The organism is Blautia sp. MSJ-9, assembly GCF_018919065.1.
In the GTDB taxonomy this organism is placed as follows: domain Bacteria; phylum Bacillota; class Clostridia; order Lachnospirales; family Lachnospiraceae; genus Blautia_A.
In genome coordinates this window covers 32,226-51,219 of the sequence record NZ_JAHLQG010000015.1, presented here as the reverse complement: position 1 = coordinate 51,219, position 18,994 = coordinate 32,226, and the positions used below count along the sequence as shown (strand labels likewise).

The following is an 18,994-nucleotide window of genomic DNA, read 5'->3' as shown; positions in this document are numbered from 1 at the left end:
TCAGGAATCTGTCAGATTCGTTTAATTATAGAGAGATAATGAATAAAACAGAACAGAAGGGGAGGTGCAATATGGATAAAGAACTTCCGGTTTCAGCATGGCCGGAATGGAAAATTATAGAGAAAATCGGCGAAGGCTCTTTTGGAAAGGTGTATAAGGCACAGAGAACAGAACGTGGAAAATCTTTCTATTCTGCTATCAAGATCATCAATATACCCGGAAGCCAGAGCGAGTTGAACAGCGTGCGTTCTGAAACAGGGGATGAGCAGTCCACAAGACAGTATTTTCAGAATCTGGTTGAGGAATGTATTCAGGAGATCAGTACCATGGAGTACTTTCGAGGAAACTCCTACATTGTCTCTGTAGAAGATTTTAAGGTTATGGAATATCTGGATGCCATTGGATGGGAGATTTCCATAAGGATGGAATATCTGACAAGTTTTATGGATTACTGTGCGGAAAAGCAGCTTACTGAGAAAGAGGTAATAAAGCTGGGAATGGATTTGAGTAAGGCACTGGAATATTGCCGGAAACTTAAGATCATTCACAGGGACATCAAGCCGGAGAATATTTTTGTATCCAGATTTGGCGATTTTAAGCTTGGAGATTTCGGAATTGCACGTGAACTTGAGCGAACCATGAGCAGATTTTCCAAGAAAGGTACTTACTCTTATATGGCGCCTGAGATGTATAAAGGTGAGAAATATGACAGCAGGGTAGATATTTATTCTCTTGGGATTGTGCTGTACAGGCTGATGAATCATAACAGACTGCCATTTATGAGTCTGGAAAAACAGTTTATCACTTACAGGGATAAGGAAAATGCATTAAATAAGCGTGTTGCAGGAGAGCAGATGAGTGCACCTGTGGATGCAGGAACACAGTTTGCCCGTATTATCATGAAGGCCTGTGCTTATGATCCTGCACAGAGATATCAGACACCGGAGGAGCTTTATAGTGTGCTGGATGATCTGAAAAATGGAAGATCTGGCAGAATCCGGCAGTTACAAAACGGTGTTCAAAAAGCAGGAACGGATAAAACAGAATCATATAGTGCAACTGCACAGAATGGCAGAGCAGCACAGAATATTACATCAGATGCCGAAAATGTACGAAAAAGTACAGTGCATAATACGTCAGTACAGAATATCCGGGGAAATAAAAAAACATCAGATTTTCAGAATGCTGCAAAAAGAAAACGTGCTGTAAACAATGTTCCGGCGAGCAGCTTTACAGATAAAGAAACAATGTCAGTTGTAGCAGAACAGAAAATACAGCCACAGGAAACGCCATCAGAAACAGTTGCGATAAGATCTGCGCGTGCTGTGGAAGCCAGAAAGCGAAGACGCAGGAAGAAACAGCTGCTGCGCAGGGCATTGCTTGCAATTGTGGCAGGTACAGCGATACTTATGATGGCCGCCGTCTATTACAGAGTAAGTACAGATCATGCTCAGGAAGGACAGGAGGATAATCCGATCGCAATTCTGGATGATGAGAAATACAGCTCCACAAAATCCGGATCCAAAGATTTCTCCAAAGCTCTGGATACGATCAAGGAGCAGGCAACAACTATCACAGATAATCTGAACAGTTACGACTGGGTTGGAACAGAAGGAACTGTTCTGCGATATCTGAGAAGGGTAAAGACCACTCAGCAGGCAGATGGAAATCTGGATATTGAGAGTGAATGCATGAAAGCTCTGGTCTATCCGGCAGAATCCGGAGATGGAGTTTATGAAGAATATTTCTACTGGGGAGAGAAGTTATTCTTTGCATATATCTGGTATGATGAAACTTCAGAATATTATTATTATAACGACGGCGAACTGATAAGATGGATCGATTCCAATGGAAAATGTCACGATAACGAAAAAGATAATGAGGAATTCGTGAAACGTGGCGAGAAATACTGGAACAATTCATTGAAAGCATTGAAGGGAGAAGGAACAAAGACAGATAATGGCAATGTATCAGATTGAATGTGCATATACCTGCCATACGGGAAATATCCGGGCAAATAATGAAGATAATTTCTGGTGTTTTGGGGAATCCCTTCCGGTGAACAATGAAGGAACAAAGGGTATCTGCTCAAAGATTATTTCGGGTAACAGAGTACCGGCAATGGCGGTATTTGACGGTATGGGAGGAGAAAGCTGCGGCGAGATTGCAGCCTTTCTTGCATCAGAAGAATTTGGAAAATTTTATAATACAAATAAAAGAATGCTGAGGGATATGCCGGAAGATTTTATAGACGATGTATGTGAGAAGATGAATCAGGCAGTATGCAGATATGGAACAGAGCATCATATTTGGAGCATGGGAAGCACAATGGCGATGCTCCTCTTTACACCAGAGTCTATGTTTGCCTGCAATCTTGGGGACAGCAGGATTTATTTTATGGATGGCGGTAAGCTTCAGCAGATTTCCACAGACCATGTTTTTGGTGGTACGGCAGTTGGGAAAGCCCCGTTAACCCAGTATCTTGGACTTCCTGAAGAGCTGCAGAGACTGGAACCTTCTGTGACAGAAATCGAGCATAAGGAGGGATACAGATATCTTCTGTGTTCAGATGGAGTAACAGATATGCTTTCGGACAGTGAGATAGAGGCGATTCTGTCACAGGATATGGAAATCTCGGAGATCGTAAATGATCTTCTTAAAAATGCTCTCCAAAAAGGTGGGAGAGATAATGTGACGATCGTGCTCTGTGAAGTACAGAAGCTGGATACAGTCCGCAGAATGAAAGAATGGATGAAAAATCTGAAAGATAAAAAATGAGAGGTGGGGCAGCATGAAGAACCGTATGCAGGATCTGGATTTTGAACAGAATGTTGCGTTTGATAAAGTACAGGAGTATGAATTTACCAGAAGGGCGGCACAGAGATTTCGGCAGGTGGTAAGCCTGGACAGTTTTGAAGACGAAGATGCGGATGTTATTTTCCACTATTTATATAAAGAGATGGAACTGGTGTCCTTTGGCGACCATCTGAAGAGATATATTTATGAAAGGGCAGAGCTGGAAGAACCCTTTTCGGAGGTTCCGCAGGAAGTGTATAAGGAGATTATCGTGGATTCCTTTAAGGAAACTTATACGCCAAAGTCCATGAATCCTACCTCTACAAAACTGTCGGCACTGGTAAATAACTGGCTGAATCAGGCATCTGTAAAAAGAGAGACAGTTTTTCTTCTGGGGTTTGGGTTGAAAATGACCACTGAGGATGTGTCGGATTTCCTGACAAGAGTACTGAAAGAACAGGATTTTGATTTCCACAATCCAGACGAGGTGATCTACTGGTATTGTTACAGTACGCAGCAGGGGTATCACAAGGCAGAGGAACTGAAGAAAAAATATGAAGCACTTGCTCCTGTAGAAGTGGAAAACACTCAGGTTTTATGCGGAAGTAATCTGTGTCTTGATACAGAGGAGAAGCTGATTGATTATCTTGCCCGCCTGAAATCAAAAAGAGTAGATCCCATATCTGAGAAGAGTCAGGCCTTTCAGGAATTTACGAAGCTTCTATATCATGCGAAGCAGATCATCGCCGGGCTCTATCAGCATGATGAAGAGGAAAAAGGTGGGGATAAGGTGTGGACAGCAGAGCGGATCACACCTTCTGATGTGGAAAAAGTAATCTGCAGTGGAATCCCCATCAATAAAATGGGTAACCTGAAGAAAATGTCCGCCTCCATTCTGGCAAAACATTTCAGTCAGAAGCGTTTCAGCAGGCAGCGGATTACCAATATTCTGAATCATAAGCTTCCGGTAGAGCGTTTTGACCTGATTACTCTGGAGTTTTTTATTGTATCGCAGGAGATGGAGGATGATGATCCATTTAACAGATACAAACATTTCCTTGATGAGATTCAGGACATTCTGCTTCGATGCGGAATGGGCGAAATCTACATAGTGAATCCTTATGAATGTTTCCTTCTTATGTGTCTCCTGACGGACTGCCCTCTGGCAGTGTTCTCGGAGATATGGGAGAAGTCCTATGAAGAGGCATAATGGTATAAACAGGAGAAGCCTTTTGCTTTAAGCAGGATAAATCAGTTCGGGATTGCCGGACGTAGATTGTTCTATTCTGCATAGGCAGAGAGCTTCTTTTTTGCTCTTATTATTTTGTAAAAAGTACTGCGCTTTGTGCATAATATATAAAAAAAGATATATAATATTGTTGAAAATATTAGAAAAGTAAAAAACAGCATAATTGTCTCTTGACTATGAATCGTTTCAACTATATAATAAAACCATCAAATGAATCGTTTCATTTTTGAAGCAATCATTGATATCAATAATGCATTCATAAAAGTGCTTATCTGAATCCGGCAGATGGAAAAATACTTTTGTGAATGCAAAAAATAAAAGCAAAGATGAAACGTTTCAAAATCAATTCACATAACCAAACTCAAAAATCAGGAGGACGAACAATGAAGAAAAAAGTATTGAGCGTAGTAATGGCAGCAGCTATGATGACATCTGTATTCAGCACAACAGCTGTTACAGCTTCTGCAGCAGATGCAGAAGAACTTACTATCTGGGTTCATGAGACAGACTCACCGGAAGGACAGCTTTATAAAACACTGATCGATGAATTTAATAAGGAATATGAGGGAACTTATCATGCAACTTTAACTCAGATCGCAAGAAGCGGTGACGCAGGCGGATATAATGATAAAGTCAATGCAGCGATCACAAACGGCGGACTTCCGGATGTATTCACAGTAGATGGCGTTGCAGTTGCACAGTATGCAGATGCAAATGCAATCGTACCGATCGGTGATTATTTCAAAGAAGACGAATTAGCTGATTTCAACCCGTCTATTATCCAGCAGGGTACATACAATGATGAATTATATACATTAGGTGCTATGGACTCCTCTGTAGGTATTTTCTATAACAAAGATATGTTTGAAAAAGCAGGAATTGAGCCTGCTACAGCAGAAAAACCATGGACTCTTGCACAGCTTGAGGATGCAGCTAAAAAACTGACAACAGATGACTGCTATGGAATCACAATGTCTCTGGATGCAAAAGATGAGACATGTATCTACTTCTTCCTTCCACTGATCTACTCTCAGGACAGCAGCGTACTGGACAAAGACGGAGAAACAGCAGAAGGCTTCCTTAACGGTGATGCAACTAAGAATGTATTTAACTGGATCAAGGACATGGCAGACAATGGATATGCAAGTGCAACACCTGCAGAGAACAGCTTTGAACTTGGTCAGGCTGCAATGGCTCTGACAGGATCCTGGGAACCAGGTAATCTTGCAAAATATGATATTAACTGGGGTCTGATGCCAATGCCTGTTTATGATGAGAATTCTACTCCGGCATCTGCCTGTGGTTCCTGGACATTTGCAATGAGCAGCAACTGCTCTGATGAGAAAAAAGAAGGCGCAGCAGAGCTGATTCGCTTTATGACAAGCACAGATGCCAGTGCAAGAATGTACGAAGCAAACGCAATGCCGCCTGCAAGAAGTTCTGCATTTGAGAAAATTGACGCATTCAATGAAGAACCACTGAACGTATTCAGCTATCAGTTACAGAACACAGCAAAAGCAAGACCTGTATCTGTATACTATCCGATCCTCAGCAATCAGTTTGCAACTGCATTACAGAACGTACTTACAGGTATGGAAGTAGATGAAGCTCTGGATCAGGCTGTAGAGCAGTATAACTTCCAGGCAGATATTTACTAATCAGTAATTGTGACTGCGGAGTTTGCTGAACTCCATAAAAAAGTTTCGAATTTCCTGTGACAGAATTCCGGGGCATCATACATGAAAGGTGTCCCGGAATTTGAATTGTAAAGGCGGATCACAAATTTCCGCTTTATTGGCTGAATCTCTGATATGAGTAAAAAGGAGGGTTTCCGGTGAAAGCACCCAGAAAAAAAATGACAAAAGAAAACTGGACAGGACTGGCATTTGTTGCACCTGCATTTGTACTTCTTGCTATTTTCCTGTTTGTTCCGTTCTTTATGACGGTTGGATATAGTTTTACTAATTATAATATTCTGAAACCAGACAGAATGGAATTCGTTGGATTGAAGAACTTTATCCGCCTGACTCAGGATACAGTATTTATGAAGAGTATTGTGAATACATTTGTATTCGTAATCCTGGTAGTTCCGCTTCAGGTATGCCTGGCACTTGGTCTGGCTTTAATGATCAATCGTAAGATGAAAGGAATTTCCGTTTACAGACTTGCATTTTTTGCACCAACTGTATTATCTCTGGTTGTAGTTTCCATTCTCTGGACATATATTTACAATCCTAACAATGGTTTGCTGAACTCCTTGCTTGGAAGTGTGGGAATCGGGCCGTTTAAATTTCTGAATGATCCAAAGACAGCAATGCTGTGTATTGTTATTCTGTCAGCATGGCAGGGCTGTGGTTTCCAGATGATGATCTTCTTATCCGGTCTTCAGGATATCCCGCAGTATCTGTATGAGGCAGCAGCAGTGGACGGTGCAACAAAGTGGAATCAGTTCTGGAATATCACAATTCCGGGATTAAGAAATATAACAGTATTTATTTCTCTGTCTATTGTAGTAAGTGCCTTCCAGTTGATCATCCAGCCCATGATGATGACTGCCGGCGGTCCGCAGAATTCCACCATGACGATCGTATATGAAATCTATCAGACTGGTTTCAAATACAACAAGATGGGATATGGTTCTGCAATGGCACTGGTATTTACAGTTATGGTACTGATCCTTACATTGATTCAGAACAAGCTGACAAATAAGAGTAACGAAGATTAGGAGGAAAAATAAATGTATAAAAAACCATCTCTGCCAAAACAGGTTCTTATATATATTGGTATGACAGTGGTAGCATTAATTTTTATGTTTCCACTGATCTGGATGATTGTTTCTTCTTTTAAAGATGATGCCATGATCTTTTCAGATATTACCAGTCTGAAGGCTTTTGCACCGGCATTCAAAGAAGACGTATTTTTTAACTATAAAGAGGTTATCTCCAAGCTTCCTCTTGTAAAAGCAATGCTGAATTCACTGTCATATATTATAGTCATCATTGCTTTGGGACTGATCGTAAATTCTATGGCAGGTTATGCATTTGCCAGATTAAAATTTCCAAAGAAAAATCTGCTTTTTGCACTGATCCTGGCAGTTATGATCATTCCGGCTCAGACAGTTATGCTTCCGCAGTTCTCTATTATCTATAAGATGGGACTTTCAAACTCTTATCTTGCACTGATCCTGCCGGCGATCGCAAGCCCTATGTATATCTTCCTGTTCAGACAGAACTTTATGGGAATTCCTGAGAGTATTGAAGAAGCTGCCAAGCTGGACGGCGCCAGTGCGATCAGAACCTTTTTCCAGCTGATCGTGCCTCTGGCAAAACCGGTGTATGCAACTGTTGGTATTCTTGTATTTATTGCCTGCTGGAATGATTTTGTATGGCCGGTTATGGTAATCTCAGACAGCTCCAAGCAGACCATCCAGATGGCTCTGAGCAGTCTGTTCAGTATCCAGCCGGTTAACTATGGAAATGTTATGGCTGGTCTGACATTGGTAACAATTCCGGTACTGATTATTTTCCTTAGTCTTCAGAAATACTATGTGGCAGGAATTGCATCTACAGGAGCGAAAAACTAATCTGCTAAAGCCATAAAAAATGAAATGAGCAACAACTGGAAGTATAAGATTTTTGAACGGAACAGCTAAATGGAGGATACAAAATGATATTAAACGTTGAAAAACCGTATATCTGGCTCCCGGTAAGCAAGAATGCACCGGAGAGAAAGCTGCATTTTTATATAGAAGGAAAAAAAATCCAGGAGATCGATATTCATCTTGGAAAAACAGATTGTGAATTTTACGGATGCTGGGATGCTTCTGCGTTCTTAGGAAAAGATCTGCAGATAGAGGGTGCAGACAAGGAACTTCTGGAAGGAATTTTCTGTTACGGGAAACCTTATGATAATGTATATCCTTATCGTCCGAAACTGCATGCTGCACCTGCAACAGGATGGCATAATGACCCTAATGGTATGGTTTATGCAGATGGATTTTATCATCTCTATTATCAGTGGAATCCATATGGAAGTATGTGGGGAAATATGCAGTGGGGTCACGTAAAGAGTAAGGATCTCTATCACTGGGAGCAGGAAGGACTGGCTATTGCACCGGATGAAACAGGAACTGTTTACTCCGGCTGCGGAATTCAGGATAAAGATAATCTGACAGGCTATGGTGAAGGTGCTTTGTTGTACTTCTATACAGCTGCAGGCGGCAGAAATCAGTGGTCTGTGGATGCTGGAAATCTGTTTACCCAGAGACTGGCGTATTCTACAGATGGAGGAAAAACTCTTCAGAGATCAGAAAAATTCTGTATGCCGCACATTGTAAATGAGAACAGAGATCCTAAGGTTTTTTATCATAAAGAAAGCAAAGCATTTATTATGGTATTATATCTGGACGGATATGATTTTGCTGTCTATCGCTCAACAGATCTGCTGAACTGGGAAGAAACTCAGAGAATTTCAGAGCCTGGAATGTGGGAGTGTCCGGATCTTCTTGAACTGGAAGTTAAAAATGTGCCAGGAGAAAAGAGATGGGTATTCTGGTCTGCAGATGGTTACTATATGACCGGAGAATTTGACGGATATAAATTTAAACCTGACGGATGCCGCAAATCCGGGTATAGCTCTGTACTGCCCTATGCAGCTCAGACATTCAGTGGTGTAGATGACAGGGTAATCAGTATGGCATGGTTGCGTATGAAGAATGACAGAGGAAATTACAGAGGACTGATGTCCCTTCCTACAGAATTATCCCTTGAAAAAGAAGGCAATGACTATAAAATCTGTTTTGCACCTGCCAAAGAGCTTGAGAATCTGGAAGCAGGATGGTATGATAGTCTAAAAAGCACAATTTCTCCTGAGGGACAGGCATGCAAGATCGTTCTGACTCCGGAAGCAGGTACTAAGGGAGAGTGGAGACTGACAATAGGAAGCTTGAGACTGACAGCGGATTTCTACAGCAATATCCTGAGTATTGAGGATACAGAAACACATGTATATTATATGAGGGAAAGAATCTCAACAGAACAGGAAATCAGCTTCATTTTTGATCAGGAAGTTATTGAGATATTTGCAGAAAACGGAAAGGTATATGGCGCAGCGGAAACAGAAGAGAATATTCTGGGTATGGACTGGGAAGTTTTCAGAACAGAAGATTTAAAAGTTTCAGAAAAAATGTGTCTGTATAAATAAAGATTTTTACCGGATCAGGTAAGAATCCTGTTTCAACTATAGTCTGTCCGGATGAGAAACATGAGCGCAGATCGCGAAGCGTCTGCGTTCATGAGCATATAGTGGAAGTAGATGATTTTGTCCGTTTTATAAGCGATATACAGTAAAAAATATCAGGAGTTGTATATGGTAACAATAAAAGATGTGGCACAGGATGCAGGGGTGGCTGTTGGAACTGTTTCCAAAGTGCTGAACGGACAGCATGTAAGTGAGAAAAACAGAATAAAAGTAGAAGATTCTGTAAAAAAGCTTGGGTATCAAATGAATTTCTATGCCAGAGGTCTGAAAACAAAGAATACCTACACAGTAGCGGCACTTGTACCTGAAATACTGAATCCTTTTTTTGCAGAGTGGGTTTATTATATTGAACAGGAACTGTATAAAAATGGCTATAAACTGTTGCTGTGCAATACACAGGGAATGCCTGAGAAGGAAGAATATTATTACCGCATGGCAGAGCAGAATAAAGTGGATGGCATTATTTGTGTTACATATCAGGATGTTGAGCCATATGTATCGGAAAATATCCCTCTTATCTCTCTGGACAGACATTTTCACAAAAAAGTAAGCTGTATCAGTTCAGATAACTATCATGGAGGAGAACTTGCTGCACAGAAAATGATTTCTACAGGAAGCAGACATCTGCTTTATATGAGAAGCGGATCGGAGATTTCCGGAGAGACATTGAAGCGGGGAAAAGGATTTAAGAGCTATTGTGATGCTCATGGCGTCTCCTGTGAAACATTAAATCTGGGAGACGATTTTGACCTGGTCAGAGGAAAAACTTCTGTGGAAGAGGTATTGAGGAATTTTATCATATCCGCAAGAAAGACCGGAAAAATGAGGTACGATGGTATCTATACCAGCACAGATCTGCTTGCGAAAGCTTTACTGGAACAGCTGCAGTTTCTTGGTGTTGAAGTTCCGGAGGAAGTTCAGCTTGTGGGACATGATGGAATGCAGTGGATGAACAGCGGAAAATATCTGGTATCAACAATTGTACAGCCGGTGCCGGATATGGCGCGAAAGAGCGTGGAGCTTTTATTAAAGAAAATAAAGGGAGAAGAGATTGAGACATTGACGATTCTTCCTGTTAAATTTGCAGAAGGAGGCACAACCCGTTAAGGGTGTGCCTCCTTCTTTTAATCGAATCAAGTAAGTTCTTTGTTTCAACTGTGAATATCTATCTGATTTATGACAATTATCTGGATAGACTGTAGATTCAGAAGATAGTGTTTATTCATTATAATATCCGTAGATAGCGCGTGCATCTGCAGCAATGGTGCTCTGGGCTGCGCCGGTATCGGTGAGATCCTGTGACATGAAGCATACAACAAGATCAATGCCTTTGGCGGTGTCATAGATGATCGCTGCATCATTTTCTACTGTGTCGAGTTCGCCGGTTTTGTTAGCGGTCCCAACGCCCTCAGGGAGCTGAGCCGGAATCTTATTCTTGCGTTGCTGTGTTTTTAACTGGAAGTACATGGCGTCTGCATTTGCGAGAGTAGATGATGGAAGAGTTCCATTGACTACCTGATAAATCTGTTTTAAGAATGTTCCACAGTCTTTGACGGATGTATAATTGTCACCATTTTCTTTGCCGGCGAGAAGGAGCCGGTTCATCTGTGTGCTGGTGAAACCATGTTCCTGACAGAAATTATTTACTTTTGCCATACCGGCGGCATCATTGCCGTTTCCGAGCCAGTTTACCAGAGTATTGGCAGCATCATTATCACTGACGGAGATCATAGCAGAAATATTGCTGTCTATTTCTTCGCTGTTATGGGACTGGGCAATTGTTCCATAATTTTCGTAGACAGCACCCATGATATAAAGTTTGATCAGGCTGGCAGCCTGCATTGGAGTGTCATTGATCGTTCCATCGGAATCTTTCAGCAGGTTGCAGACATATACGGACCAGGTTCCGTTATCTGTTGGGAGTAGTGACTGTACCTGATTCAGAAGATTATCCATACTGGAGTCTGTGTTGTCAGTGAATGTGGTGCCGGAAGAAGGGGAAAGTGTTCCTTCCTGTTCTGATCCTGGAGCGGGTTCTGGTGATTCAGACTGGGCGGCAGCAGTTGTTTCTCCTGTTGCTGTCTGAACGGAACTTTCCTGTTCTCTTAGTTCATCCAGCTGATCTGCCTGACTGATGAGGGTGTTCGCATCAGTTGAGATATCCTGTACGGTGTTGGAAAGTGTCTGTACTTTCTGCTGGAGGGTGACAAGATGGTTCAGTGATAAGAAGGAGACTGCACCCAGTGCAATAACAGCAACTGTCAGTACGCCAATCACTGTATACAGGAAAACTGGTTTTTCGTTTTTGGAAAATCTGTCAGTTTCATTATTGTTGTTATCAGAGTTTTTCATGCTCATTTGATTGTTTCCTTTCATATTAATATAGAAGAAATTGCGGTACGATTATGATGCAAAATAGCTGTCAATTCCGTTTGCGATTCCCTGTACCATGGTCTTCTGGAATTCGGTATCGTTCATTTTCAGGTCATCATTCTGACTTGTCATGAAGCCCATTTCCAGGATTGTGACAGGAATGGTGCTCCAGTTGATTCCGGTCATGGTGTCGGTGTATTGGATTCCAAGGTTTTGAAAACCGGTTGCGGCACAGTAGGAATCGATGATGCACTGGGATAAACGATTGGACTGGTCGAACAGTTGTGGAATATATGGGTTGTTCTGGGATGGAGACATTGTCAAGGCTCCGGATGCTGTGTGGGAGTCATCTCCGTTTGCATGGATTCTGACATAGATTTCTGATCCCTGTGCAGCAGCATATTGAGCACGCTCCATGTTGCTGATTGCTGTTTCGTTGTCTGTTCTGGTCATTACGACCTGATAGCCACGCTGTTCGAGTTCGTCTCTTAATTGGAGAGAAATCTCAAGGTTGAGCTGATATTCGGGTACGCCGCTGTAGGTTCCCTGGGTACCGGTGGAGCATTTGGCTTTCATTTCGGAGGAGCCGGGACCGTTTGGCTCTAATGCGCTCATATCTACGGATTCGCTTTGGTGTCCGGGGTCTATTCCTACTATATGGCCGTTGCCTTCTGGCAGGGAGGAGAAAACGCTGGTATTTGAGCTTGAACCGGAAGAGGTGTTGGCTTCGTTGAAAACGGATGGTTTGGATGGTTCTTCTGTGATTTCGGCTTTTTCCTGTGTTTTCTTCTGGGAGGCTGTCTGTTGTTTTTGCTTCATGCGGTCGATGTTTGATTGAACGGTGTCTATGGCAGTTGCATATTTATCGACGGCTTGTTTGACTTCGTCGCGTTTGGCGGTGAGCTGCTCGGACATGGTGTCGACTTCTTTTTCGGTGGTGGTGATTTGTTTCAGGGTACTTTTATTGAAGAAGATAAGGGCTATGATGCATAGGAGACCTGTCAGGAATAGAAGTACGCTGATCATGCTGGGTTTCTTCATAGGGATGTCCTTTCTTGAAATTTTAGATTATTGCTTTAGTTGTTACTATTATAATGAAGGTTTTGGGAAAATGCAATTGTCAATGAAAGCGTGGCAGGGGGACGCGCCGGAAAATATTTTATTTTGCGTGCGGTTTCGGCAGCTAAGAGATTCTAAGTTCTCCGAAATCTGCTAAAAGCATGAGAAGAAAAGTCTGGATTACTCGCTGGCGTTCAGACAGAGGACTTTTCTTCTCATAACGCAGATTTTGGAGAACTAAGAATCTCTAAGCTGCCTGCAAATGCACGCAAAATAAAATATTTTCCGGCGCTGACTGTTGGCTGGGACTGGTACCCTATCCGATCGCTAAGTGTACTTTTGACGTTGCTTGTTTTATTATTTGTTGTGTTTTGTTGTGTCGTTGTCAGTTGACGATGCCACTACATTGCCTCTTTCTACCGCCTTGCAGGCTGACAAAACCTTCGGTACTGAAAGTACGATTACTGGCTGGATGGAGTACTAGAGCGTGTCTGAAAAATCATTCCCGCAATATATATGGATTTATGGGAACTGTTATCGATAACTCCGTTCGGAGGCTTGGTGAGGTCTTGGTGTATTTTGCTTTAAAAAGTTGAAGTGGGTAGCTATTTATAATAGGAAGAGAATAGTGTCTTGTCTGGATACATTTGGGGAGAGATGGCAGTTAAGATTTTTGGGGAAGGGGTATTGTCTGATAAGTTTATTGCGGTGATGTGGTGTATGAAAAAAGAAATTTATGGTAATGATAAAAATTAGAAAAAATCATGTAAATTTCATGCGAAATCCCTTGACAGCGTGGATTTTACGGGATATAATGAGCAAGCGTGCAAAGAGAACGTTGATTTTTTGCGCGTATTTACATGAATAGCAACCGCAAGGCCCCATAGAAAATCTATGGAGAAATAAATCGGGAGGTGAAATGGAATGCCAACATTCAACCAGTTAGTAAGAAAAGGACGCCAGACATCTGTAAAGAAATCTACAGCTCCGGCTCTCCAGAAAACATTCAACTCTTTAAGAAAGAAAGCAGTTGAACAGTCTGCACCACAGAAACGTGGCGTTTGTACAGCAGTTAAGACTGCAACTCCTAAGAAGCCTAACTCAGCTCTTAGAAAAATCGCCAGAGTTCGTCTTTCCAACGGAATCGAAGTAACAAGCTACATCCCAGGAGAAGGTCATAACCTTCAGGAGCATAGCGTTGTTCTTATCCGTGGTGGAAGGGTTAAGGACTTACCTGGTACAAGATACCACATCATCAGAGGTACTCTTGATACTGCAGGTGTTGCTAACAGAAAACAGGCCCGTTCCAAATACGGCGCTAAGAGACCTAAAAAGAAATAATTCGAGACAGGTTTCATAAAAAATAAAAACTGATCCCATTGTTTGGGACAGCAGGAATTAATCAATCGAAAATTCACGGAAGACTAGAACTATGAATTTGTACGGTATTCCATATACCCTGTCGGTTGCGGGTTAAATATAGGACCTTACCAGTGCGAACATGCAATAGTTATCTGCGTGAGTACCGATGATTTAATCACAATGATTAAGGAGGGAAGTAACGTGCCACGTAAAGGACATACTCAGAAAAGAGACGTTCTGGCAGATCCAATGTACAACAATAAAGTGGTTACCAAACTTATCAATAACATCATGTTAGACGGTAAGAAAGGTGTAGCACAGAAAATTGTTTACGGTGCATTCGCCAGAATCGAAGAAAAAGCTGGTAAACCAGCACTTGAAGTTTTCGAAGAGGCTATGAACAACATCATGCCACTTCTTGAAGTAAAAGCTAGACGTATCGGTGGTGCTACTTATCAGGTTCCGATCGAGGTAAGAGCAGACAGACGTCAGGCACTGGCTCTTCGCTGGTTAACAATGTTCTCTCGTAAAAGAGGCGAGAAAACAATGGAAGAAAGACTTGCAAATGAGCTTTTAGATGCAATGAATAACACAGGTGCATCCGTTAAGAGAAAAGAAGACATGCACAAGATGGCTGAAGCAAATAAAGCATTTGCTCACTATCGCTTCTAATATAGGAGGAAAATCCATTGGCTAAAGAAGGAAGAGAATATCCATTAGAGCGTACCAGAAATATTGGTATTATGGCTCATATCGATGCGGGTAAAACAACTCTTACAGAACGTATCCTGTATTACACAGGTGTCAACTATAAGATTGGTGATACTCATGAAGGTACTGCTACCATGGACTGGATGGAACAGGAGCAGGAAAGAGGTATCACAATCACTTCAGCGGCTACAACATGTCACTGGACTCTGGAAGAGAACTGCAAACCGAAGCCAGGTGCTCTGGAACATCGTATCAACATCATTGATACCCCAGGTCACGTTGACTTCACAGTAGAAGTTGAGCGTTCTCTTCGTGTACTTGACGGTGCTGTCGGCGTTTTCTGTGCTAAGGGTGGTGTTGAACCACAGTCTGAAAACGTATGGCGTCAGGCCGACACATACAACGTACCACGTATGGCATTCATCAACAAGATGGATATCCTTGGTGCAAACTTCTACGGTGCAGTAGAGCAGATCAAGACTCGTCTTGGTAAAAACGCAATCTGCTTACAGCTCCCAATCGGAAAAGAAGATGATTTCAAAGGAATCATTGACTTATTCGAAATGAAAGCTTACATCTACAACGATGAAAAAGGTGATGACATCTCCATCGTTGACATTCCTGAAGATATGAAGGAAGATGCTGAGCTTTATCATACAGAGCTCATCGAGAAAATCTGTGAGCTTGATGACGATTTAATGATGGAATATCTTGAAGGTGAAGAACCAACTGTAGAGAAACTGAAAGCAACATTAAGAAAAGCTACATGCGAGTGTACTGCTGTTCCGGTTTGCTGCGGTTCTGCTTACAGAAACAAAGGTGTTCAGAAACTTCTTGATGCTATTCTTGAGTACATGCCAGCTCCAACAGACATCCCTCCAATCCAGGGTGTTGATCTGGACGGCAACGAAGTAGTGAGACATTCTTCTGACGAAGAACCGTTCTCCGCACTTGCATTCAAGATTATGACAGACCCATTCGTTGGTAAACTTGCATATTTCCGTGTATACTCCGGTACAATGAATTCCGGTTCTTATGTACTTAACGCTACTAAGGACAAGAAAGAACGTGTTGGACGTATCCTTCAGATGCATGCTAACAAACGTATGGAACTTGATAAAGTATATTCCGGAGATATCGCTGCAGCGATCGGATTTAAATTCACAACAACTGGTGATACAATCTGTGACGAGCAGCATCCGGTAATCCTGGAGTCCATGGAATTCCCGGAACCAGTTATCGAGCTTGCTATCGAGCCTAAGACAAAAGCTGGACAGGGTAAACTTGGTGAAGCTCTTGCAAAACTTGCAGAAGAAGACCCGACATTCCGTGCACATACAGATCAGGAAACAGGACAGACCATTATCGCTGGTATGGGTGAGCTTCATCTGGATATCATCGTTGACCGTCTCCTTCGTGAATTCAAGGTAGAGGCTAACGTAGGTGCTCCTCAGGTTGCTTACAAAGAAACAATCACCAAACCTGTTGATGTAGACAGCAAGTATGCAAAACAGTCTGGTGGTCGTGGACAGTATGGTCACTGTAAAGTTAAATTCGAGCCTATGGATGCCAACGGAGAAGAACTGTACAAGTTCGAATCCACAGTTGTTGGTGGTGCTATTCCGAAGGAATATATCCCGGCAGTAGGCGAAGGTATCGAAGAAGCTATGAAGGCTGGTATCCTTGGCGGATTCCCTGTAGTCGGTGTATACGCTAACGTATACGATGGTTCTTACCATGAAGTCGACTCCTCTGAAATGGCATTCCACATTGCAGGTTCTCTTGCATTCAAAGATGCTATGCAGAAAGCAGCTCCGGTTCTTCTTGAGCCAATCATGAAGGTCGAAGTTACTACACCAGAGGATTACATGGGTGATGTTATCGGTGATATCAACTCCCGTCGTGGACGTATCGAAGGTATGGAAGATATCGGCGGTGGTAAGATGATCCGTGGATACGTTCCGCTTTCCGAAATGTTCGGATATGCTACAGACCTTCGTTCCAGAACACAGGGACGTGGTAACTACTCTATGTTCTTTGAGAAATATGAGCAGGTTCCGAAGTCTGTACAGGAAAAAATCCTTTCTAAGAAAGACTGATAATATTTGATCATCTGCAATCTGCCGGATTATCTTCGGCAGATTGTAGAAGATATAACAATTCATAACGGACTGCTGATTGTATCTGTTTCGGAGTACTCTGAGTCTGGTACGGGGCTGTTTTTTCGATGTGGAAAGCAATACCCGCAGTATGTCGGTTATCAAATTGTATAAAGTGCTTGCAAATATCTTTGTTTTGCAATATAATCAAGGATAGCAAGTTTAAAACCGAAAAAGATGCTCTATAATAATATAAGAGCCAAATGTTTTAAGGAGGACGTTTTAAAATGGCAAAAGCTAAGTTTGAGAGAACAAAACCGCATTGTAACATTGGTACCATCGGACACGTTGACCATGGTAAAACAACTTTAACTGCAGCTATCACAAAAGTTCTGGCTGAAAGAGTTGCTGGTAACACAGCTACAGATTTCGCTAACATCGATAAAGCTCCAGAAGAAAGAGAGCGTGGTATCACAATTTCTACAGCACACGTTGAGTACGAAACAGAGCATAGACACTATGCACACGTTGACTGCCCAGGACATGCTGACTACGTTAAGAACATGATCACAGGTGCAGCTCAGATGGATGGTGCTATCCTCGTTGTTGCTGCTACTGATGGTGTTATGGCTCAGACTAAAGAGCACATCCTTCTTTCCCGTCAGGTAGGTGTTCCTTACATCGTTGTATTCATGAACAAATGCGATATGGTAGACGATGAAGAACTTCTTGAACTGGTAGAAATGGAAATTCGTGAACTCTTAAGCGAGTACGACTTCCCAGGAGATGACATCCCGGTAATCCAGGGTTCAGCTCTTAAAGCTCTTGAAGATCCGAGCAGCGAGTGGGGAGACAAGATCATGGAACTTATGGATGCTGTTGACAGCTACATTCCAGACCCACAGCGTGACACAGATAAACCATTCGTAATGCCTGTAGAGGACGTATTCTCTATCACAGGTCGTGGTACAGTTGCTACTGGTAGAGTAGAAGCTGGTGTTCTTCACGTATCTGACGAAGTTGAAATCGTTGGTATCAAAGAAGAAACTCGTAAAGTTGTTGTAACTGGTATCGAAATGTTCCGTAAACTCCTTGATGAAGCTCAGGCTGGTGATAACATCGGTGCACTTCTTCGTGGTGTTCAGAGAAACGAAATCGAGCGTGGACAGGTTCTTGCTAAACCAGGAACAATCACATGCCATACAAAATTCACAGCTCAGGTTTACGTTCTGACAAAAGATGAAGGTGGACGTCATACTCCATTCTTCAACAACTATCGTCCACAGTTCTACTTCAGAACAACAGACGTAACAGGTGTTTGCAACCTTCCAGAAGGAACAGAAATGTGCATGCCTGGAGATAACATCGAAATGACAATCGAACTGATCCACCCAATCGCTATGGCTCAGGGTCTTACTTTCGCTATCCGTGAAGGTGGACGTACTGTAGGATCAGGACGTGTTGCTACAGTTATCGAATAATTTTAGCATAACATCTTAATTATATATATTGAGTACCATAAGGTACATTGTGTCCAAACGTAAGATACCCCGGAACCGTAAGGTTTCCGGGGTTTTTCTGTTGCCTGGAAACATAAAAATCATGAAAAATAATTCTATATTAAAATATGGATATTTGATGAAATCTTTGCTGTTGAATGAAGAAGAACCGATATATGGAAAATATGGAATGTTGCGAAAACAGTTCCTGAAGGAACACAGATCAGCAAAATATCAATACTTGCTATTGACTGGAAAGCTGACGGAACACCTGAATCAGATTGATCAGGAAGCCAGAAAGCAGGTGGAAATACTTATGGAACAGATGGTGAAAAAACAGGGTGCGACGGAAGAATTAAAGGCACAGGATCAGATGAAGTGGGTTAGATTAATGATTAATATAAAATCCAGTGTAGAAGAAATTGTAGTGAAAAATACGATATATATGTAGGTGGAAATAGGCGGTCGAAAAGGATTGCTTTTTTCTGTTTTGTGTGTATTGGAATAGTATTTTAAAATGAACTATGGTAGAATAAAGTAAAGACAAATCGAGAGCTTTTGGATAAAATTTTGAAAATTATCGAGGA

15 protein-coding genes are annotated in these 18,994 nt (G+C 42.0%); 13 read left to right on the top strand and 2 right to left on the bottom strand.

Annotated features, from left to right (window positions below; translation table 11 throughout):
- Positions 1 to 71: 71 nt before the first annotated feature.
- The 8 genes from KQI87_RS04025 (at position 72) to KQI87_RS03990 (ending at position 10,411) form a co-directional block, all read left to right on the top strand.
- Positions 72 to 1,979: a serine/threonine-protein kinase gene (locus KQI87_RS04025; protein WP_216458991.1), complete on the top strand. Its 1,908-nt coding sequence runs from the start codon at positions 72 to 74 to the stop codon at positions 1,977 to 1,979.
- The gene (locus KQI87_RS04020) at positions 1,960 to 2,778 is read left to right on the top strand and encodes a PP2C family protein-serine/threonine phosphatase (protein WP_216458990.1); all 819 of its coding nucleotides are present in this window, start codon (positions 1,960 to 1,962) and stop codon (positions 2,776 to 2,778) included. The genes KQI87_RS04025 and KQI87_RS04020 overlap by 20 nt, the downstream gene beginning before the upstream one ends.
- Before the next feature lie 13 nt (positions 2,779 to 2,791).
- Positions 2,792 to 4,006 carry a hypothetical protein gene (locus KQI87_RS04015; protein WP_216458989.1) on the top strand — a complete coding sequence of 405 codons (1,215 nt, stop codon included), beginning with the start codon at positions 2,792 to 2,794 and terminating at the stop codon, positions 4,004 to 4,006.
- Positions 4,007 to 4,428: 422 nt separating this feature from the next.
- Positions 4,429 to 5,703, top strand: coding sequence for an extracellular solute-binding protein (locus KQI87_RS04010; RefSeq protein WP_216458988.1), 1,275 nt, complete (start codon positions 4,429 to 4,431; stop codon positions 5,701 to 5,703).
- A gap of 176 nt (positions 5,704 to 5,879) precedes the next feature.
- Complete coding sequence (locus KQI87_RS04005) at positions 5,880 to 6,770, top strand: carbohydrate ABC transporter permease (RefSeq protein ID WP_278277948.1); 891 nt, start codon at positions 5,880 to 5,882, stop codon at positions 6,768 to 6,770.
- A gap of 12 nt (positions 6,771 to 6,782) precedes the next feature.
- Complete coding sequence (locus KQI87_RS04000) at positions 6,783 to 7,628, top strand: carbohydrate ABC transporter permease (protein ID WP_216458987.1); 846 nt, start codon at positions 6,783 to 6,785, stop codon at positions 7,626 to 7,628.
- A gap of 83 nt (positions 7,629 to 7,711) precedes the next feature.
- Positions 7,712 to 9,247 carry a glycoside hydrolase family 32 protein gene (locus KQI87_RS03995; protein WP_216458986.1) on the top strand — a complete coding sequence of 512 codons (1,536 nt, stop codon included), beginning with the start codon at positions 7,712 to 7,714 and terminating at the stop codon, positions 9,245 to 9,247.
- Positions 9,248 to 9,412: 165 nt separating this feature from the next.
- Positions 9,413 to 10,411 carry a LacI family DNA-binding transcriptional regulator gene (locus KQI87_RS03990; protein WP_216458985.1) on the top strand — a complete coding sequence of 333 codons (999 nt, stop codon included), beginning with the start codon at positions 9,413 to 9,415 and terminating at the stop codon, positions 10,409 to 10,411.
- A 111-nt stretch (positions 10,412 to 10,522) separates the two neighbouring features.
- Here KQI87_RS03990 and KQI87_RS03985 read toward each other — a convergent pair whose 3' ends face one another.
- Together KQI87_RS03985 and KQI87_RS03980 are read right to left on the bottom strand one after the other, a co-directional pair.
- Positions 10,523 to 11,662 carry a serine hydrolase gene (locus KQI87_RS03985; RefSeq protein WP_253292360.1) on the bottom strand — a complete coding sequence of 380 codons (1,140 nt, stop codon included), beginning with the start codon at positions 11,660 to 11,662 and terminating at the stop codon, positions 10,523 to 10,525.
- Between the two features lie 45 nt (positions 11,663 to 11,707).
- Positions 11,708 to 12,718 carry an N-acetylmuramoyl-L-alanine amidase gene (locus tag KQI87_RS03980; RefSeq protein ID WP_216458984.1) on the bottom strand — a complete coding sequence of 337 codons (1,011 nt, stop codon included), beginning with the start codon at positions 12,716 to 12,718 and terminating at the stop codon, positions 11,708 to 11,710.
- Between the two features lie 942 nt (positions 12,719 to 13,660).
- On the opposite strand from KQI87_RS03980, the gene rpsL reads away from it, so the two are divergent.
- The 5 genes from rpsL (at position 13,661) to KQI87_RS03955 (ending at position 18,858) form a co-directional block, all read left to right on the top strand.
- On the top strand, positions 13,661 to 14,077 hold the full coding sequence (gene rpsL / locus KQI87_RS03975; RefSeq protein ID WP_008705161.1) for a 30S ribosomal protein S12: 417 nt from the start codon (positions 13,661 to 13,663) through the stop codon (positions 14,075 to 14,077).
- Positions 14,078 to 14,299: 222 nt separating this feature from the next.
- Positions 14,300 to 14,770, top strand: a complete 471-nt coding sequence (gene rpsG, locus KQI87_RS03970; protein ID WP_020993199.1) for a 30S ribosomal protein S7 — start codon at positions 14,300 to 14,302, stop codon at positions 14,768 to 14,770.
- A 17-nt stretch (positions 14,771 to 14,787) separates the two neighbouring features.
- Complete coding sequence (gene fusA / locus KQI87_RS03965; RefSeq protein ID WP_118509157.1) at positions 14,788 to 16,908, top strand: elongation factor G; 2,121 nt, start codon at positions 14,788 to 14,790, stop codon at positions 16,906 to 16,908.
- Between the two features lie 287 nt (positions 16,909 to 17,195).
- Positions 17,196 to 18,389, top strand: a complete 1,194-nt coding sequence (gene tuf / locus KQI87_RS03960; protein WP_119234119.1) for an elongation factor Tu — start codon at positions 17,196 to 17,198, stop codon at positions 18,387 to 18,389.
- A gap of 121 nt (positions 18,390 to 18,510) precedes the next feature.
- Positions 18,511 to 18,858: a TnpV protein gene (locus KQI87_RS03955; RefSeq protein ID WP_207664667.1), complete on the top strand. Its 348-nt coding sequence runs from the start codon at positions 18,511 to 18,513 to the stop codon at positions 18,856 to 18,858.
- The last annotated feature ends 136 nt before the right edge of the window (positions 18,859 to 18,994 follow it).